A 17,900-nucleotide genomic window follows, 5' to 3' on the forward strand; every position below is an offset into this window, starting at 1 on the left:
CGCTTCCAGCAGTTCGATGCGAGGAGGACATGAGCGAGCACGCACCGGACCGCCTCTGGTCCGGCATCGAGATCACCAAAGTCATCGCGGGCACACTCGCGGCAGTCACCGCGGCAGTCATCGGCTCCTTCCTGGGAGTCGCCGGCACCCTCGCCGGTGCCGCGGTCGCCAGTGTCGTCGGCTCGATCGGGACGGAGATCTACCAGAGGTCCTTGAACAGGGGCGCCAAGCGTCTCAGCACCATCGCGCCCACCTTCGTCAAGGCACCGGCCGCGGTGGGCACCCCGGAGGTCGCCGCGGCGACCGAGGAGGACCTGCCGTCGCACACGGTCCCGGAGCCGGCCCGCAAGCGGCAGGTCCGCTGGGGACGGGCGGCGATGCTCGCAAGCGCGGTGTTCGTGCTCGCCATGGGGGCGATCTGGATGTCCGAGAAGGCCTTCGGCGAACCTCTGTCCACCAAGGTCGGCGTCACCGACACCACCGGCACCACCCTGGGCAACACCGTCGGCAACAACTCGTCCACCGACCGGCCCGCGCCGGCCCCGCCGGTCGCGCCGAGCGAGCAGCCGTCGACGGACGCGACCGACGACCCGGATCCGACGGCGACGACGGAGCCGGCCACGAGCCCGACGGACACCACGACGGAGCCGACCACGGCCCCGACGACCGGGCCGGCGGACACCGCGACGGAGCCGGCCACCCCGGACGGCACCGGCGAACAGGACCAGCAGCAACAGCCGAACCAGGACGTCGCCCCGGACCAGGGCGCGACCGAGTAACAGTGCGGAGGGCGTCACGTGCACAGCAAGGATCTGCTCATCGAGGCCTTCGACCGGCTTCCCGAGCTCGTACGGTCGGCCGTCGACGGGCTGAGCCCCGAGCAGTTGCGGACGCCCCCGGCCGAGGGCGCCAACACGGTCGCCTGGCTGGTGTGGCACCTCACCCGGATCCAGGACGGCTACCTCGCCGAACTGACCGGACAGGACCAGGTGTACGTCACCGGTGACCGGGCCGAGCAGTTCGGCCTGAAGGCGGACCCGGACGACAACGGCTACGGCCACACGGCGGCGCAGGTGCAGGCCGTCCGTCCGGGCAGCGCCGGGGTCCTGGTCGACTACTACCAGGCGGTGCACGAGCGCACGCTGTCCTACCTCGCCGGTCTGACCGACGGGGACCTGGACCGGGTGGTGGACGAGTCCTGGGATCCGCCGGTCACGCTGGGCGTGCGCCTGGTGAGCATCCTGAACGACGACACCCAGCACGTGGGCCAGGCGGCGTACGTGCGGGGTCTGCTCGAGAGCTGACGAACGTCCGCCGTCGGCGCTCCCGCACTGCGCGGGGGCGCCGACGGCTTCGTCTATCCTCCGGCGAGCTGGCCCAGTGCTTCGGGGGCGGGCAGCTGCGTCCAGGGCTCGCCCGGGTGCCCGGTGACCGTGAGCGCCACCGAGCCGGCGGCGACCCCGGCCGGGACGAGCCGGTCCAGAGCCTCGCCGTCCGTGGTCGCGGCCAGCACGGTACGGCCCACGACACCGTCCACCGCCGCTATCACCCCGGTGCCCGCGGCGGCTGCGGCCCGGATCGCCGCCACGGTCGGTGCGGTCTCGGTGCAGGTCCCGTCCGCATGGGCGACGAGCACCCGGTCCGCGCGGCCGGCCGCCTGCCAGGCCATCAGATCGAGCAGGGAAGCCCGGTGGCCATCGGCGAAGTGCTCCCACTGATCCGACGCGGCCCGCGCCAGCTGTCCGCCGTGCCGGCCGACGCTGTGGCCGTAGCCGCGCCCCGGCAGGGTCAGGTCGGTCCAGAGCAGCCGCCGGTCGGTCAGGTCGAGCACCATCGGCATCAGCATCCGGGCGTCACCCCGCAGATCGAAACGCTGCTCGACCCGCGCGGCGTCGAACTGCGCGCCGCCGGCGAGCGGCAGCATCAACCCGGCGAAGGCCGCGGTGAGCAGCTCGAACGGCACGGCGTTGTAGCTGAGCACCACCGGCACGACGTACCGCACTCCTTCCTGCGCGAGCCGGGTCAGCTCCAGATCCAGGAACTCGGTCGCCCCCAGCGGCGCGGGTGCCGAGGTGAGGTCCCCGGAGTGCACGGCGGCGTCGACCGCGAACCGCAGCTCGGTGTAGTCACACAGCCCGACCTGCTGCCAGTCCGCATCGAAGAACGCGCAGGACAGGTCGAGATCGACCCGGTCCGTGTCGGTGTCCTGCCAGTGCAGGAACAGCCGCAGCACCGCCACGTCGGGAAGCGGCCGGACGCTGCCGCGCGGCCAACCGGCGAACTGGGCCGAGGCGGCCCGCTCCCGCATCGGCGCGGGCACCCCCGCGAGAGCGGCGTCGATCACCGCCACATCGAAGCGACCGAGCTGCGCGGCCCGGCGGGCCAGCTCATCGTCGACGACGTTACGCACGGCAGCGATCGCCGCGGCCGGGAGAGGCTCGCGCCGCTCGGGCTCGGTCCAGGTCGTGACGGTGCTGCCCCGCGGGAAGAAGATGCGCCGCGGCATCCCGGGCCCGGGACGCCCACCGACGATCCCAGCCCTTTCGACCGAATCCACCACGCCATCCACAGCCACGCCACCGTCCCGAGACGGGTCCTGACCGGACGGCATGTCCCCGGCCCCGCCACCCGCACCCGCGGCGAGGCCGCGCCCGGGAGCCGAGCCGCCCGCACCCACGCCCTCATCCCCAGGCACGCCGAGACCCGCACCCGGGCCGGGACCCGAGCCCACGCCCTGGTCCGCGGCCGGGCCACGGTCCGAGCCCACACCTTCATCCGCGGCCGGGCCACGACCGGAAGCCGGGCCCGATCCCGGCGGGCGCTCGGTGCCGGCGTTCGGGAGGTGGGCGTCGTCCGCGGCGGACCGGCGGGTGACTGCGTCGAGAGCAGCCCGAAGCGCCCGCCCCAAACCGTTGCCGGCCGACGCCGGCGATCCGGTCACCGTCGATCCGGTCGCGGCCGAGCCGGCCGCCGCGGGGCTCGCCGTCGTGTAGGCCGCGGTGCGAGCACGGGCCCGCCCCGCAACCCGGGCCGCAGCCACCGCCGCCAGCTGCTCCGAGGTCGCCGGCACCGTCCGGTCCCGCCCCGTCAGCTCGGCCGCGGCCGCCGCCAGCACCCCCGGCGAAACCCGCCCCGCGCTGTCCCGCAGCACGGCTGCCAGCGCCTCGTGACCGTCCGGCCCGGACGCCCGCAGCACCTGGTCCACCCGCCGCCACAGCTCACCCGGGCGCTCGCTCAGCAGCTGCACCGCCCGCTCGACGGCACCGTCGGCGAACGCCTGCTCCACCAGCGCGGCGTGCGAGCGGACGCGGACGGTGACCGTACCGTCGTCGTGCTCCGTCAGCACCAGGCGGCGCGGGTCCGCAGCGCAGGCGGTCACGATCGCCCCGCCGAGCGCGGATTCCCGCAACGGCCGGGTCTCCCGCAGCGCCGCGAACGCCACCGCCGCGCCCGGGTGAGCCGGCACCCGCTCGTACGGGTGCAGCCGCTCCCCCAACCGCTTCCACACCGCGGCATGCCGCCGCAGGTCCTCAGCCGCCTCCCCGGCCCCGCACGCGTCGAGGTGCGCGAGCACCGCCCGCCGCAGTGCCCGCGGCAGAGCGCGCACCCGCGTGACCGGCACCGGAGTCGCCGGCTCGTCCACCGGCCGCCACGCCTCCCCCGGCGCGGACGGTGCATCGGCCCGAGCGGGCAGGATCAGCCCCGGGTCCCCACCGGAGTACGCCCACAGCGTCCGCCCCGCATCGGTGGCCGTCTGCCAGCGCCGCCGCACCTCGGCCAGCACAGCCGGGTACGCCTCGGTCAGCGCGCTCGCGTGCAGCGCCCAGGCCAGGACCAGCGCCAGGGTCTCCCGCGCGGGCCCCGTCTCGGGCAGCCAGTCGAGGTTCGCCGCGGCGGTCGCCCTGACCAGCACCGCAAGGGCGGCGCGGTCGGCCTCGCCCAGCGCCGCGGGCCGTGCCACGAGTTCGTCGCGCAGTGCGGTCGCGGCGCCCGCCGGGTCCGGTTCGAGGCGGAGCAGCCGTACCTGGATCGGGGGTCCGGTCGGCCGGCGCCCGCGCGGCGCGACCATCGGCAGGTAGGGCGGGCCGGCCGCGGGCCGGCGGCCACAGATCGGGCAGGCGCTGAACTGCTCGGGCGAGAAGCAGGCCCGGCAGACCGGGTGCCCGCACGGGTCCAGCGGCTCGCCGCCCTGCTCGCGCCCGCAGAGCACGCAGGGCGCGCCGGGCACGGCGAGCAGGTGGGTCAGCAGCCGGCGGACGAAGACCGCTTCGGTGTTGCGCGGGGTGTCGGGAAACGACCGGTACAGCGGGATCATGGTGCGGTCGGCGCCGACCATCTCCTCCACCGTGGCGAGCAGCCAGTCCGCCCACTGCACCCGCAGCGGGCGCGGCAGGTGCGCGGCGGCCGACCGCAGCTCGTGGTGCAGCAGCCAGCCCCGTTCGGCGAGGTCGGCCTCCAGGGCGCGGGCCCAGGCCGCGCCGTCGGTCGTGGCGGGCCCGGCCGCGGAGACCGCGACCTTGGCGGTACGGCGCAGCAGTACGACTGCGAGTGCATCCATGGTCCGACCCTCCCCCGGGACATGCGGAAGCGGTGGGCGGAGAGTCGCGACGCTAGGTTGCGATTAAGAGTCGTGGAGAAGGAAGCACCGCGGGGAGCCGCCCACCGCTGTGCCTGATCATAGGGAGCCGGAGCTCGCGGCTCATCCCATTAACGGGACGCCTGCTCGGCCACCGGCAGGCTGACCAGGAACTTGGTGTCACCGGGCTGCGACTGCAGGACGATGTCGCCGCCGTGGCCGTTGACCACGATCCGGTACGAGATGTCCAGGCCCAGCCCGGTGCCCTCACCGACCGCCTTCGTGGTGAAGAACGGCTCGAAGACCCGCTTGCGCAGCTTCTCGGGCACGCCCGGCCCGGTGTCGCCGATCGACACGATGACGTGGTCGTCCTCGCGGTACGTCCGGATCGTCAGCGTGCCGGCGCCGTGCATGGCCTGCACCGCGTTGTCGATGATGTTGGTCCAGACCTGGTTCAGCTCCGCCGGGTGCGCGGGCACCTGGGGCAGGCTGCGGTCGTAGTCCTTGACCACCTTGACGCCGTCGCCGATCTTGTGGCCGAGCATGACCAGGGTGCTGTCCAGGCCGGTGTGCACGTCGATCCACTGGTGCGCGGCCCGGTCCAGCTGGGAGTACTGCTTGGCCGAGGCGACCAGGGAGGAGACCCGGCCGGTGGCGTCCTCGATGTCGCTCATCAGCTGCTCGGTCTCCAGCGCGTACCCGATCCAGTGGATGGCCTGATCGAGCAGGCCGGGCTCGACCACCTTGGCCTTGATCAGCTCCAGGCACTCGATGTCGAGGCCGCCCTGGGCGAAGACCGGCGCCAGGTCCCAGCCGCCCGTGACGTTGTGCTCCTCCATCCAGTCGCCGAGCTCGTCCTCGCGGTCGGCGGCCTGCATGGCGGTCAGGGTGGGCGCCTTGGCGGCGCGCTCGATCACGTCCTCCTGCAGCTCGACCAGCGCATCCAGCCGCTCGGGGGCGACCTTGCCGGCGGCGAGCATGCCCAGCTTGTGCCGCATGCCGGCCACCCGCTGGCGCAGCGCGCCGGTGGCCCGGGACGCCGCCGCGGCCGGATTGTTCAGCTCGTGCATCAGGCCCGCCGAGAGCGCGCCCAGGGCGACCAGCCGCTGCCGTTCCGAGATGGCCGCCTGGGTGTTGCGCATGCCCAGGGTGAGGCCCTCGAGCAGGTGGATCGCCATCGGGAACCACTCGCGCATCATCCAGCCGAAGTCCTCGGCGGAGAGCACGAAGAAGTCGGAGTCGTCGAGCGCCCGCATGGAGGCCAAGTACCTGCGTTCGAGACCCTCGTCGCGGATGTACGCCTGGGTGGCCCCCATGTACACGCCGCGCTGCTCCGTACGGATGGTCTGCACGTCGTCCTGCCCGACCCGGCGGGTGAGCGCGATCGTGCCGCTGAGCAGGACGAAGAACTCGTCGGCCGGCTCGCCCTCCGCGATCACCAGGTCACCGGCGGCCACGTGCCGGACCCCGCCGTGGTCGGCGATCCAGTCCAGCTGCTCGTCCGTCAGCTTCTCGAACAGGAACAGGGTCCTCAACTCGGCAGGGGTGAGCCTGCCGCTCTCACCGGGCGCGGACATCTACTGTGCCTCCAGGTAACGATGGACCAGCGTGACGGCCATCGCGCCCTCGCCGACCGCCGAGGCCACCCGTTTCACCGAGTTGGCCCGGACGTCGCCGGCGGCGAAGATGCCGGGAACACTGCACTCCAGATAGAACGGATCCCGGTCCCGATCCCATCCCGCCGGACGGGTGCCATTTGTGAGCAGATCCGGGCCCGTGTAGACGAAGCCCTTCTCGTCACGCGCGACGGCCCCGCTCAGCCAGTCCGTGCGCGGCTCGGCGCCGATGAAGACGAACAGGTAGCCGCACTCGACGCTGGTCACCGTGTTGTTCTTGCTGTCACAGATGGTGATCGCCTGGAGGTGCCCGTTGCCCTGGGCGCCGACCACCTCGCAGCGGGTGCGGACGTGCACATTGTCGATCTTGTTGAGCTGCTGGATCAGGTAGTACGACATCGACGCCTCGAGGGAGTCGCCGCGGACGAGCAGGGTGACGCTGCGGGCGTACCGGGAGAAGAAGAGCGCGGCCTGACCGGCGGAATTCGCCCCGCCGATGATGTAGACGTCGCTGCCGGCGCAGGCCGGCCCCTCGGTCGCCGCGGAGCCGTAGTAGACGCCGGAGCCGGTCAGCTCGGCCACGCCCTCGGCGGCCAGCGGCCGGTACGCGACGCCGGTGGCGAGCACGATCGAGTGCGCCGAGATCTCCCCGCCGTCGGCGAAGTGCAGCGTGCGGGCCGAGCCGTCGGTGCGCAGCCCGACCACCTCGCGGGTGTTGAGCACCTCGGCGGAGAACTTGCCGGCCTGCCGGCGGGCCCGGTCGGTGAGCTGGGCGCCGGAGATGCCGTCGGGGAAGCCGAGGTAGTTCTCGATGCGGGAGCTCTGTCCCGCCTGCCCGCCGACCGCCTGGCGCTCGACCAGCAGGGTCTTGAGGCCCTCCGAGGCGCCGTAGACGGCCGCGCCGAGCCCGGCCGGCCCGCCGCCCACGATGATCAAGTCGTAGAAGTCGCGCTCCGGAGCCGTCGACAGCCCGACCGCCTCGGCGACCTCCGAGTTGCTCGGCTGCGCCATCGCCCGGCCGTCCGCGGTCACCACCAGCGGGATGGACTCCGGGCCCACCCCGGCGGCCTCCAGCAGGCGGCGGCCCTCCGGGTCGTCGGCGGCGAACCACTTGTACGGCACCAGGTTGCGCGCCAGGAAGTCCCGGACCTGGTACGACGGCTCGCTCCACCGGTGCCCGACCACCCGGACGTCCTCGACCTCGCGGTCCCCGGTGGCCTGCCAGGCGTCCAGCAGCGCGTCCAGGACCGGGTAGAGCTTCTCCTCCGGCGGGTCCCAGGGCTTGAGCAGGTAGTGGTCGACGTCGACCACGTTGATCGCCTGGATCGCGGCGTCGGTGTCCGCGTACGCGGTGAGCAGGGCGCGCCGGGCGTTCGGGAACAGGTCCATGGCCTGCTCGAGGAACTCGATGCCGTTCATCTGCGGCATCCGGTAGTCCGCCAGGATGACGGCCACCCGGCCGCCGCGCAGCTTGATCTCCTTGAGCGCCTCCAGGGCCTCGGCGGCGGAGGCGGCCCGGATGATCCGGTACTGCTCGCCGTAGCGGCGGCGCAGGTCCCGGGCGATCGCCCGGGACACCGAGGCGTCGTCGTCGACGGTCAGGATGGCGGGGTGACCCATGCTTCAGTCCTCAGGGATGCGTGAACGAGGGGGCGTCCGCGACCTCGAAGGCCACGTTGTCCTGGTAGCACCACCACCAGTTCTCACCCGGCTCGTACGACTGCACGATGGGGTTGCCGGTGGCGTGGAAGTGGGCGGTGGCGTGCTTGCCGGGCGACGAGTCGCAGCAGCCGACGTGCCCGCAGGTCATGCAGACCCGCAGGTGCACCCAGCGGCCACCCTCGGCGAGGCACTCCACGCAGCCGCCGCCGGACGGCTGGACGTCCTGGACCTGGTCGAGGTGGGTGCAGGCAGGCTTGGTCATCCGGGGTTTCCTCTCACGGCGAGCAGATCTCGGTATTCCGGGTGCCGCTCGAGGTACCCGGAGACGAAGGGACAGGTCACCACGACCGGCGTGGATCGGCCCCGGGCGTCCTCGAGCGCGGCGGAGGCGAGCCGGCCGGCCAGCCCACGACCCTCGAAGGCCTGGTCGATCTCGGTGTGCGCGAGCTCGACCTGCCCGCTGTGGCGACGGTAGTGCAGGACTCCGGCGAGCTCCCCGCCGAGCAGGATCTCGTAGCGGGACTGCTCGAAGCTGTCCACCACGGTCGCGTCCGAGGCGTCACCGGAGCCGACCTGGGCGCTGCCCTCGACCCGCAGCTTGCGCCGGGCCCGCTCGTAGAACGAGGTCTGGCCGAAGCGGATGACCTGGGCGGCGCCGGGCACCGGGATGATGGCGAGCTGCTGGCCGGCCTCGGCGTAACCCTGGATGATGCCGTCGACCTCGATCGCCAGCCGGCCGCTGGTCGCCAGCACGTCCAGCTCGAGCTGCTCGTCCGGGGAGAGCACCAGCGAGCGGTTGAACGAGGAGTGCGCGGCGGCCGCGCTGACCAGCAGGCCCTCGACGTTGGGCGAGACGATCGGGCCGCCGGCCGAGAAGCTGTACGCGGTGGAGCCGGTCGGTGTGGCGACGATCACGGCGTCGGCCGCGTACCGGACGAAGTTGCTGCCCTCGACGTTGATGCCGACGTGGGCCAGCCCGTCGCCGGGCACCCGGACCAGCGCGATGTCGTTGAAGGCGGAGACCTCTTCACCGCCGGGCAGCACCGTGCGTACGGCCGTGCGGGATTCGATGGTGAACCGGTGCTCGTCGATCGAGGAGAGCGCGCCCGGCAGGTCCGGCAGATCCACCTCGGCGAGGAAGCCCAGGCGGCCGACGTTGACCCCCAGGACCGGCGTCTTGCGCCCCTCGACCAGGCGCATCGTGCGCAGCATGGTGCCGTCGCCACCCAGGCTGACCAGCAGCCCGGCGCGCTCGGCCATCTCCTCGGCGTCGACCGCGACGGCGTCGCAGTCGATCCGGTTGATCTCGTCGTGCAGGCCGAGCACGGTGACGTCCCGCGACGTGGCCCACCGGACGATGGCGTCGATGGCGGCACCGCAGTCCCGCCGTGGATGCAGAACGAGCCCGACGACCTTGATCATGCCCACGACAGATACCCCACGATCATCCAGCAACCCCCGGTCGCACGCGTTTCAGCGTTCAGCCTTGCACGTCCGACCGGGAAACCGCGAGGACCGTCAGCTGGTGAGTGCCACAGCCACCGGGGTGAGCACGCTCGTCCGGTCGCGCTGGCCGTCCTCGCCGGAGACCAGGGGCGCCGACTCGTACGTGGTCAGGGTGCGCAGCAGCCCGGGCGGTGCGTAGCCGCGGCCGGGGTCGCCGAGCAACACGGTCGCGCCCCGCTGCATCGCGCGCCCGATGAAGGGCAGCATCACGGCGGCGACCTCGGCGGTGTAGAGGCAGTCTCCGGCCAGGATCACCTCGAAGTCCGCGCCGTCACCGTCGGTCATGTCGTCCACGACGGTGGCGATCTGCACGCCGTTGGCGTTCGCGTTCGCCTGGATCGCGGCGATGGCGTAGCCGTCGGTGTCGTTGGCGGTCACCTCGGCGGCGCCGGCGAGCGCGGCGGCGATGGCGACCAGCCCGGAGCCGGACGCGAGGTCCAGAACCCGCCGGCCGGCGACGACCTCGGGGTTGTCCAGGACGTACCGGGCCAGGGCCTGACCACCCGGCCACGGCGTGGCCCAGTAGGGCGCCGGCAGCGGGCCGCCGTCCTCGGCCTCGAGCCGGGCCCAGAGCAGCACCGAGTCCTCGGCGAGGAAGAGATGGACCTCCGGGACCATCGGCACAGGGCCCATCTTGAGGGCGTCCTGCTGCCCCGTGCGCGGCGGGAATGAGGCGTTACGCAGCAGTCGCCGCTGCAGCGCGCTGTGGGTCGCGGCCGCGTAAGGGGCTCCGGAGTACGTCTTCACAGATCTCGTTTCGTCGCAGGAGTCGAGCCGGGGGGAAAACGACCGAAGGCCGTGCCCTCCGCTGCACGCGGAAGCACGGCCCTCGCCGACGTTCGTCAGATGGGACGGATGTTCGCCGCCTGCAGGCCCTTCTGGCCCTGCTCGATGTCGAACTCGACCCGCTGGTTCTCCTCGAGGGTGCGGTACCCGTCAGAGGCGATGGCGGAGAAGTGAGCGAACACGTCCGGCGCACCGCCGTCCTGGGTGATGAAGCCGAAGCCCTTGTCCGCGTTGAACCACTTCACTGTGCCGACAGCCATGCTGAACCCTTTCGAGACCACAGGGAGCTCACACCTCGCGAGCTCCGTCGCCGCCCGCAGAGAACCGGAAACCCGACTCATACGACAAAAGCCCGATGGGTTCGGATACCCACCAGGCTCTGGCAAATATGAGAAATCGGAACGGCAACTCGACCAAGTTAGCACGTTCCGGTGGCCGGCGGCGCCGTACGACGCATTGACATCGATGGACAACGACCATCGAAGTTTCTTGACACTTCGTTAACAAATCGACAGACTCCGATCCAGAGAGCGCTCTCCGTTCCCCGGAGTTCCCCAGCTCAGCGGAAGGATCCCCTATGTCCCGTGCTGCTCGTACCCTGGGCGTCGCCACCGCGGCGCTCACCGTTCTCGGCCTGCTACCGGCCGCGAGCTTCGCCGCCGACACCCCCGCGCCGGCCGCCCCCACCGCGGCCGCCCGCTTCGACATGGCGCCCGGCATGGTCGCCGCCATGCGCCGCGATCTGCGGCTGACCGACGACCAGATCGCCGCCCGGCTCGCCACCGAGGCCGCCGCCCCGGTCGTCGAGAAGCAGCTGCGCACCCGGCTCGGCACCTCCTTCGCCGGCGCCTGGATTCCCAGTGGCGCTTCCCGGCTGACCGTGGCCGTCACCGACCCCGCGGCCGCGGCCGCGGTCCGCGCGGCCGGCGCGACCCCGAAGGTCGTCGCCCACAGCGACGCCGACCTGGCCGCCTCCCGCCGCAAGCTCGACCAGAACGCCGCGAAGATCAAGAACACGGTGGTACGCGGCTGGTACGTCGACGTCGCGACCAACAAGATCGTGGTGACCGCGGCACCGGGCAAGGCAGCGGCCGCCCGCGCCTTCGCCGAGAGCAGCGGAGCGGAAGCGGTCACCGTCGTCGAGTCGGCCGAGGCACCCAAGCCGATGTACGACATCCGCGGCGGCGACCAGTACGTGATCAACGGCAACACCCTGTGCTCCGTGGGCTTCTCCGTCGCGGGCGGTTTCGTCACCGCCGGGCACTGCGGCGGCGTGAACAGCCCGACCCTGGGCTACAACAACGTCGCGCAGGGCACCTTCGCCGGCTCGTCCTTCCCCGGCAACGACTACGGCTGGGTCCGGACCAACGGCAACTGGACCCCGCAGCCGTGGGTCAACAACTACTCCGGCGGCAACGTCCTGGTGGCCGGCTCGCAGGACGCCGCGATCGGCAGTTCGGTCTGCCGCTCGGGCCGTACCACCGGCTGGCGCTGCGGCACGATCCTGGGCCGCAACGAGACCATCGTCTACTCCCAGGGCGCCGTGTCCGGCCTGTCCCGCAGCAACGCCTGTGCCGAGCCGGGCGACTCCGGCGGCTCGTGGATCTCCGGCAACCAGGCCCAGGGCGTGACCTCCGGCGGCAGCGGTAACTGCTCGTCCGGCGGCACCATGTGGTTCCAGCCGGTCAACGAGATCCTCGGCGTCTACGGCCTGTCGCTCACCACGAGCGGCGGCGGCAGCGGCGGCAGCTCGCTGGTCAGCAGCCTCAACAGCAAGTGCATCGACGTGCCGAACGCCAACTTCGCCGACGGCGTGGGGCTGCAGATGTGGACCTGCAACAACACCGCGGCGCAGAAGTGGAACTTCGTCAACGGCACGCTGCAGACCTCCAACAACAAGTGCATGGACGTCGCCTGGGGCTCGACGGCCAACGGGGCGGTGATCCAGATCGTCACCTGCAGCGGCAACGCGGCGCAGCAGTTCGTCCTGTCGGCGGCCGGGGACCTGGTCAACCCGCAGGCCAACAAGTGCATCGACATCGATGCCTGGAACGCCAACGACGGCGCCCGGCTCGTCCTCTGGGACTGCACCGGCGGCGCGAACCAGAAGTGGCGTCGCGCATAGCTAATTACTGTTATCGCCCGCCGATCGCGCTGTCCGCGGTCGGCGGGCGACTCTTTGTGTGCGACTTCCGTTAGAAAAACTTTAATGACGATCTTAATTAACGGATCTGCAGTTAGGAGTCCTAATAATTAGGCGTATCCCCCGCACATCCCCCTCCGGAGGCAGTCCCCCCATGCGCCGCAAACGAACACTCATCCTCACCGTGGCCGCCGTGCTCGCGGCCGCGGGGACGACCTGGATCGCCCTGCCGGCGTCCGCCGCCGCGGCGACCGCGGCCTTCACCAAGACGTCCGACTGGGGCTCCGGCTGGCAGGGCGACGTCACCATCACCAACGGCGGCTCGTCGGCGCTGACCTCCTGGAAGGTGGAGTTCGACCTGCCCGCGGGCGCCACGATCGGCAGCTTCTGGGACGCCGAGATGGTCGCCGCCGGCAACCACCGCACCTTCACCAACCGGGCCTGGAACGGCACCGTCGCGGCCGGCGCGAAGGTCTCCTTCGGCATGGTCGGCGCGGGCGGCGCACCGGTGAACTGCCTGCTCAACGGCCGGCCCTGCGGCGGCGGCCCGACCGCCCCGACGGTCGCGCCGACCACGAACACCCCCACGGTGGCCCCCACCACCCGGCCGCCGGCGCCCGCACCGACGACCCCGGCGGCGACGACCGCCCCCACCACCGCCGCCCCGGGCGGCAACCCGGCGCCGCCGCCGGCCTCGAACCTGCTCCCGGTCACGATCACCAACAACACCGGCCGCTCCGACGCGGTCCACCTGTACCTGCTCGGCGTCAACCTGACCACCGGCAAGCTCGGTTACGTCAACGGCGCCGGCGCGTTCACCAACTGGACCGGTGGCCAGCCGACCCCGGTGCCGGCCCCGGACGTGTCGATCCCCGGCCCGGCGAACGGCGCCAGCACCACCATCAAGATGCCGAAGAACCTCTCCGGGCGGCTCTACATGTCGCTGGGCAAGAAGCTCGACTTCCGGCTCAGCACCGACGGCCTGGTCCAGCCGGCCCCGTGGGCCGGCGCCGACCCGAACAAGGACACCCTGTTCGACTGGAGCGAGTTCACGCTCAACGACTCCGGCCTGTGGCTGAACAGCTCGCAGGTCGACATGTTCGCGGTGCCGCACGTCGTCACCGTGCAGGGCGGCAACGGCGTGACCAGCAAGACCGGCGAGCTCAAGGCCGGTGGCCGGCAGCGGGTCATCGACCGGGTCAAGGCCCAGCCGGGCTTCGAGAAGACGGTCTACACCCGGGCCGACGGGACCGTGCTGCGGGTGCTCGCGCCGGGCAAGGCGGCTGACGGCGGACAGTTCAGTGCGACGTACCTGGACCCGTACATCACCTCGGCGTGGAACGCCTACGCCGGCCGGACGCTGACCGTGGTGCCGTTCGGCGACCGCCCGGACACCAAGTTCCTCGGCCGTACCTCGGGCAACGTCATGAACTTCACCGACACCACCGGCCGGACGGTGGCCTCCTTCACCAAGCCCTCCACCGCCGACGTGTGGGGCTGCGACGGGGCCCTGGGCGCGCCGAACGACCAGGTCGTCGGGCCGATCGCCCGTACGCTCTGCGCCGCTCTGCACCGCAGCACGCTCGGCACCCTGGACACCCAGCCCAGCGGGACCGCGGCGGACTTCTACAAGGGCACTCTGACCAACCACTACTCGCGGATCATCCACGAGCAGATGGTGGACGGGAAGGCGTACGGCTTCGCCTTCGACGACGTGCAGAACCAGGAATCGCTGGTGCACGACGGCGACCCGCGGCAGGCCGGCATCGTGCTGACGCCGTTCTGATCCCTCGATCGTCGGCACCGGGCCCGGCGCGTCAACCGAATTACCATTCTTCGGTCGGCGCGCCGGGCCTTTTCCCCGATTTCTTTTGACTGTGACGGGCGGCACCAAATTGCCACCCGGGGAATCACCGCCGGAGGACCGAACTTGTCATACCCGTGTCGGACGCTGGACTGCGACCGACCGGACGACGAGATGGGATCCACCTCATGACCCAGGCGCCTGAACGCCTCGAAGCACCGCCGACGGCGCTGACGCCCGGGGAACGCATGACCCCCCGTGAGCGGCTGCAGCTCGTGCTGGTGCTCGGCTTCCTCATCGCCCTCGGCCCGCTCACCATCGACATGTATCTGCCGTCGCTGCCGACGATCACCGACGACCTGCAGACCACCACCGCCGCGGTGCAGCTGACTCTCACCGGCACCCTGGCCGGCCTCGCCCTCGGCCAGCTGCTGATCGGCCCGGTCTCCGACGCCGTCGGGCGCCGCGCGCCGCTGCTGGCCGGCATCGCTGTGCACATCGTGGCGTCGGTCCTCTGCGTCATCGCGCCCAACCTGGCGCTGCTCGGCACGCTGCGGGTCCTGCAGGGTCTGGGTGCCGCGGCCGCTGCGGTCGTCGCGATGGCGATCGTGCGCGACCTGTTCACCGGTCTGGCCGCGGCCAAGCTGCTCTCCCGGCTGATGCTGGTCATGGGCGCCGCGCCGATCCTGGCCCCGACGCTCGGTGGCATCACCCTGAACTGGACGTCCTGGCGGGGCGTGTTCGTGGTGCTGGCGCTCTTCGGCGTCGCGATGCTCGCGGTGACCGCGCTGGCGTTGCCCGAGACTCTGCCGGCCGAGCGGCGCCGCAACGGCGGTGTGGTCGGCACCCTGCGGGACTACGGGCGGCTCTTCGGCGACCGGGCCTACCTGGGGCTCATCCTGGTGGCCGGGCTGGCGATGGCCGCGCTGTTCGCGTACGTCTCCGGCTCCTCGTTCGTGTTCCAGGACCAGTACGGCCTGAACGAGCAGGAGTTCGGCTACGTCTTCGGCGCGGGCGCGGTCGGCCTGATCACCGCCACCCAGCTCAACGTCCGGCTGCTGCGCCGCTGGACCCCGTCGCAGATCCTGATCAGCTCGCTGGCCGGCGGCGCGGTCGCCGGTCTGGTCCTGCTGCTCTTCGCGGCCACCGGCTTCGGCGGCCTGGTCGGCGTGCTGGTCCCCCTGTGGCTGGTGCTGGCCGCGGCCGGCCTGGCCCTGCCGAACGCCCCGGCGCTGGCCCTGTCCCGCCACGGCGAGGCCGCGGGCACCGCGGCCGCCCTGCTTGGCGCGGTCCAGTTCGGCGTGGGCGCCCTGGCCGCCCCGCTGGTCGGAGTCCTCGGCACGGGCGCGGTCAGCATGGCCCTGGTGATCGCCGGCGGCATGCTCGCGGCGAACGTGGTGCTGCTGCTGGTGGTCCGCCCGTGGCAGCTCCCGGTCGAGGACGTGAACCCGGCTCTCGCCACCGCCCACTGACCGGCCCACCACCGAGCCGGACGCCGGGGCGGTAACGCCCCCGTAGTGAGCCGACACAGTCAGCCGAGGTCGGCGAGGTCGCTACCCCAGGCGGCCTCGCCACCAGTTTACGGCCGTCTTCTGCCTCCGCCGTGGCGGCGCCGGCACCTGTGACGGTCTCGCCGATCAGCACGCTCCAGGCCCGGCTCTGGGAAACGTCGACCAGCCGGCCCACCCGGGCAGCCGGACTGGCGGCCGGCTCACCGACGACGCTGAGTTATTCGTCGCTGAGTTATTCGTCGTAGCCGTCGATCTGCCAGGCCAACGCCAGTTCCCCCGCCGTGGTGGACACCACGAGGCCCTGATCGATGTCCATGACCCCGGGCACCCCGTCGCCGGACCGTTCGCCGTCGGCATCCTCTGCCGACCAGAGCCGGATCCGCTCGATGCGGCCACCGGCCAGATTTCGCAGAGCCTGCTCCGCCGCCTTCCGGATCCAAGTCACTCACCGGCGGCACCGGTGCCGCCGTCCGCCGGCGAAATCACCACCGGGGGCCGACCCAGCTGTTCGACGGTCACTGCCTCTTCCGTCCACCGCAGGTCCTCGATGAGATCGGTGTCGGCCCGGAGCGCAGATCCACGGCATAAGCCGCCAGATCTGCGCCCCAGCAGGGTCGGAACGCTGGACGGCCGGGCGCCCCGCAGGCCGAGGCTGACGGTGGTCCCGGAGCCGGTCAGCCCATCGACCCGTACCGTGAAGAAGGAACCGTCGCGGAAGCGCGTTGATGACCTCCACGTGGGCGCCGGCGCCCCGAGACGTTAACCCTTTTCGGCCGGTCAGCGAAGCCGTCCCTGGCGCGCGCGCCCGGCGGTGCGCGAGGATCGCAGCATGCGTGATCTCTCGCGGCGGTGGGCGTGGCTGGGCGTGCTGGTCATCGGGCTGATCCTCTACGTCATCGTGCTGCGCACCCTGGTACGGACCCAGAATCCCAACTTCATCCCGTCCCTGCTGCTGCTCGGCGCGACCGTCGTACCGCTGGCCTTCCTGACCTTCGCGCAGGCCCGTACCGGCCACTGGCAGGTGCCGCCGTCGGCGCTCGTGGTCGCGGCCTTCTTCGGCGGCGTCATCGGTGTCGTGGTCGCCGGCACCCTGGAGTACGACGCGCTGCGCGGGCTCGGCGCCCTGCCGATGGTGTTCGTCGCGCTCATCGAGGAATCCGCCAAGATGATCGTGCCCATCCTGCTGCTGTTCGCGCTGCTGGCCCGGCACGGCCGCCGGCTGCCCTCGGACGGCCTGGTCATCGGGGTGGCCTCCGGCATGGGCTTCGCCGCGCTGGAGACGATGGGCTACGGCTTCACCGCCCTGCTGTCCTCGCAAGGCAACATCGGCACGGTCCAGGAGACGCTGTTCGTCCGCGGCCTCACCGCGCCGGCCGGGCACACCGCCTGGACCGGCCTGACCTGCGGGGCACTGTGGGCGCTGGTGGCCAGCCCGTCGGGCAAGAAGGTCCTGGCGTTCATCGCCACCTTCATCGGCGCCGTCGCGATGCACACCGCCTGGGACACCTTCGGCGGGGCCATCGCGTTCGTCATCCTGGCGATCATCAGTCTGGGCTGGCTGTTCCTGGCCCTGCACCGCTACCGGGCCTTCGCGGAGCACAGCACCTGGGCGCCCCGTGAGCCACTGGCCATCTAAGGCGTGTTTCATAACCAGGTCAGAGCCATTCGCTGATGATGGTGATGGTCAGGACGGCTTGGAAGCGGACGGCTAACTTGTCGTAGCGGGTGGCAACACCGCGGTGGCGTTTAAGGCGGGCGATGCCGTTCTCGACAGCGTGGCGTAGCCGGTAGAGCTGCGGATCGAACGCGGGTGGGCGGCCGCCTTGGGAGCCTTTGGCTTTGCGGTGGGCGTCCTGGTCGCTCTTGCTCGGGATGCAGGCCTTGATCCCGCGTGAACGCAGATATCGGCGGTTGCCGCGGCTGGTGTAGGCCTTGTCGGCCAGTACCAGCACCGGACGTGACCGGGCCCGGCCGACACCGAGGCGGCTGACCCGGATGCGGCGCAGGACCGGAATGAACTGTGGGCTGTCACCACGATGCCCGGCGGTCACGATCAGGGAGAGGACTTTCTGGCCCTGCTCGCACGCCAGATGCGTCTTGGTCGTCAGCCCACCACGCGAGCGGCCAAGCCCGTGATCGGCCGGCTCCTCATGAACACCGCCGGGTGGTTCCTTCTGCAGATGCCCGTCGGTGCGGGCACCCGCGGCGTGCTGGTGGGCGCGGCTGGTCATCGAGTCCACGCTGACCGTCCAGTCGATCCGTCCTTGGGCGTCGCCCTGGGACTGCAACGCGGCCA

15 protein-coding genes are annotated in these 17,900 nt (G+C 71.7%); 6 read left to right on the top strand and 9 right to left on the bottom strand.

Annotated features, from left to right (window positions below; translation table 11 throughout):
- Nucleotides 1–29: 29 nt before the first annotated feature.
- Both Aau02nite_RS25110 and Aau02nite_RS25115 read left to right on the top strand, forming a co-directional pair.
- The gene (locus tag Aau02nite_RS25110; RefSeq protein WP_212991022.1) at nt 30–779 is read left to right on the top strand and encodes a hypothetical protein; all 750 of its coding nucleotides are present in this window, start codon (nt 30–32) and stop codon (nt 777–779) included.
- 18 nt (nt 780–797) lie between these two features.
- Nucleotides 798–1,304 carry a mycothiol transferase gene (locus Aau02nite_RS25115; protein ID WP_212991023.1) on the top strand — a complete coding sequence of 169 codons (507 nt, stop codon included), beginning with the start codon at nt 798–800 and terminating at the stop codon, nt 1,302–1,304.
- Nucleotides 1,305–1,357: 53 nt separating this feature from the next.
- Here Aau02nite_RS25115 and Aau02nite_RS25120 read toward each other — a convergent pair whose 3' ends face one another.
- The 7 genes from Aau02nite_RS25120 to Aau02nite_RS25150 form a co-directional block, all read right to left on the bottom strand.
- Nucleotides 1,358–4,558, bottom strand: coding sequence for an MXAN_6230/SCO0854 family RING domain-containing protein (locus Aau02nite_RS25120; RefSeq protein ID WP_212991024.1), 3,201 nt, complete (start codon nt 4,556–4,558; stop codon nt 1,358–1,360).
- Nucleotides 4,559–4,707: 149 nt separating this feature from the next.
- Complete coding sequence (locus Aau02nite_RS25125) at nt 4,708–6,153, bottom strand: sensor histidine kinase (protein WP_212991025.1); 1,446 nt, start codon at nt 6,151–6,153, stop codon at nt 4,708–4,710.
- A complete protein-coding gene (locus Aau02nite_RS25130; RefSeq protein WP_212991026.1) occupies nt 6,154–7,812 on the bottom strand; it encodes an NAD(P)/FAD-dependent oxidoreductase in 1,659 nt (552 codons plus the stop codon). It lies immediately after the preceding gene.
- A 10-nt stretch (nt 7,813–7,822) separates the two neighbouring features.
- Nucleotides 7,823–8,116, bottom strand: a complete 294-nt coding sequence (locus Aau02nite_RS25135) for a UBP-type zinc finger domain-containing protein (protein WP_212991027.1) — start codon at nt 8,114–8,116, stop codon at nt 7,823–7,825.
- On the bottom strand, nt 8,113–9,276 hold the full coding sequence (locus Aau02nite_RS25140; RefSeq protein WP_246595424.1) for an NAD(+)/NADH kinase: 1,164 nt from the start codon (nt 9,274–9,276) through the stop codon (nt 8,113–8,115). The genes Aau02nite_RS25135 and Aau02nite_RS25140 overlap by 4 nt, the downstream gene beginning before the upstream one ends.
- A 96-nt stretch (nt 9,277–9,372) precedes the next feature.
- Nucleotides 9,373–10,107 (bottom strand): class I SAM-dependent methyltransferase, encoded by a 735-nt coding sequence (locus Aau02nite_RS25145; protein ID WP_212991029.1) that lies wholly within the window; start codon nt 10,105–10,107, stop codon nt 9,373–9,375.
- A 95-nt stretch (nt 10,108–10,202) separates the two neighbouring features.
- Nucleotides 10,203–10,406: a cold-shock protein gene (locus tag Aau02nite_RS25150; RefSeq protein ID WP_023561244.1), complete on the bottom strand. Its 204-nt coding sequence runs from the start codon at nt 10,404–10,406 to the stop codon at nt 10,203–10,205.
- A gap of 317 nt (nt 10,407–10,723) precedes the next feature.
- Between Aau02nite_RS25150 and Aau02nite_RS25155 the strand changes: the two genes are divergently transcribed.
- From Aau02nite_RS25155 to Aau02nite_RS25165, 3 genes are all read left to right on the top strand, one after another.
- On the top strand, nt 10,724–12,271 hold the full coding sequence (locus tag Aau02nite_RS25155; RefSeq protein WP_246595421.1) for a ricin-type beta-trefoil lectin domain protein: 1,548 nt from the start codon (nt 10,724–10,726) through the stop codon (nt 12,269–12,271).
- Nucleotides 12,272–12,443: 172 nt separating this feature from the next.
- Nucleotides 12,444–14,075: a beta-1,3-glucanase family protein gene (locus Aau02nite_RS25160; protein WP_212991030.1), complete on the top strand. Its 1,632-nt coding sequence runs from the start codon at nt 12,444–12,446 to the stop codon at nt 14,073–14,075.
- A 206-nt stretch (nt 14,076–14,281) separates the two neighbouring features.
- A complete protein-coding gene (locus tag Aau02nite_RS25165; RefSeq protein ID WP_246595422.1) occupies nt 14,282–15,565 on the top strand; it encodes a multidrug effflux MFS transporter in 1,284 nt (427 codons plus the stop codon).
- A gap of 271 nt (nt 15,566–15,836) precedes the next feature.
- Here the strand turns inward: Aau02nite_RS25165 and Aau02nite_RS25170 are convergent, their stop codons facing one another.
- Nucleotides 15,837–16,049, bottom strand: a complete 213-nt coding sequence (locus Aau02nite_RS25170) for a hypothetical protein (protein WP_212991031.1) — start codon at nt 16,047–16,049, stop codon at nt 15,837–15,839.
- A 384-nt stretch (nt 16,050–16,433) separates the two neighbouring features.
- Between Aau02nite_RS25170 and Aau02nite_RS25175 the strand changes: the two genes are divergently transcribed.
- Nucleotides 16,434–17,240 (top strand): PrsW family intramembrane metalloprotease, encoded by an 807-nt coding sequence (locus Aau02nite_RS25175; protein ID WP_212991032.1) that lies wholly within the window; start codon nt 16,434–16,436, stop codon nt 17,238–17,240.
- 19 nt (nt 17,241–17,259) lie between these two features.
- Here the strand turns inward: Aau02nite_RS25175 and Aau02nite_RS25180 are convergent.
- Nucleotides 17,260–17,900: IS5 family transposase (locus Aau02nite_RS25180; RefSeq protein WP_212991033.1), on the bottom strand; the 641-nt coding region annotated here is incomplete at its 5' end.

It is taken from the genome of Actinoplanes auranticolor (genome assembly GCF_018332655.1).
Taxonomy (GTDB): Bacteria; Actinomycetota; Actinomycetes; order Mycobacteriales; family Micromonosporaceae; genus Actinoplanes; species Actinoplanes auranticolor.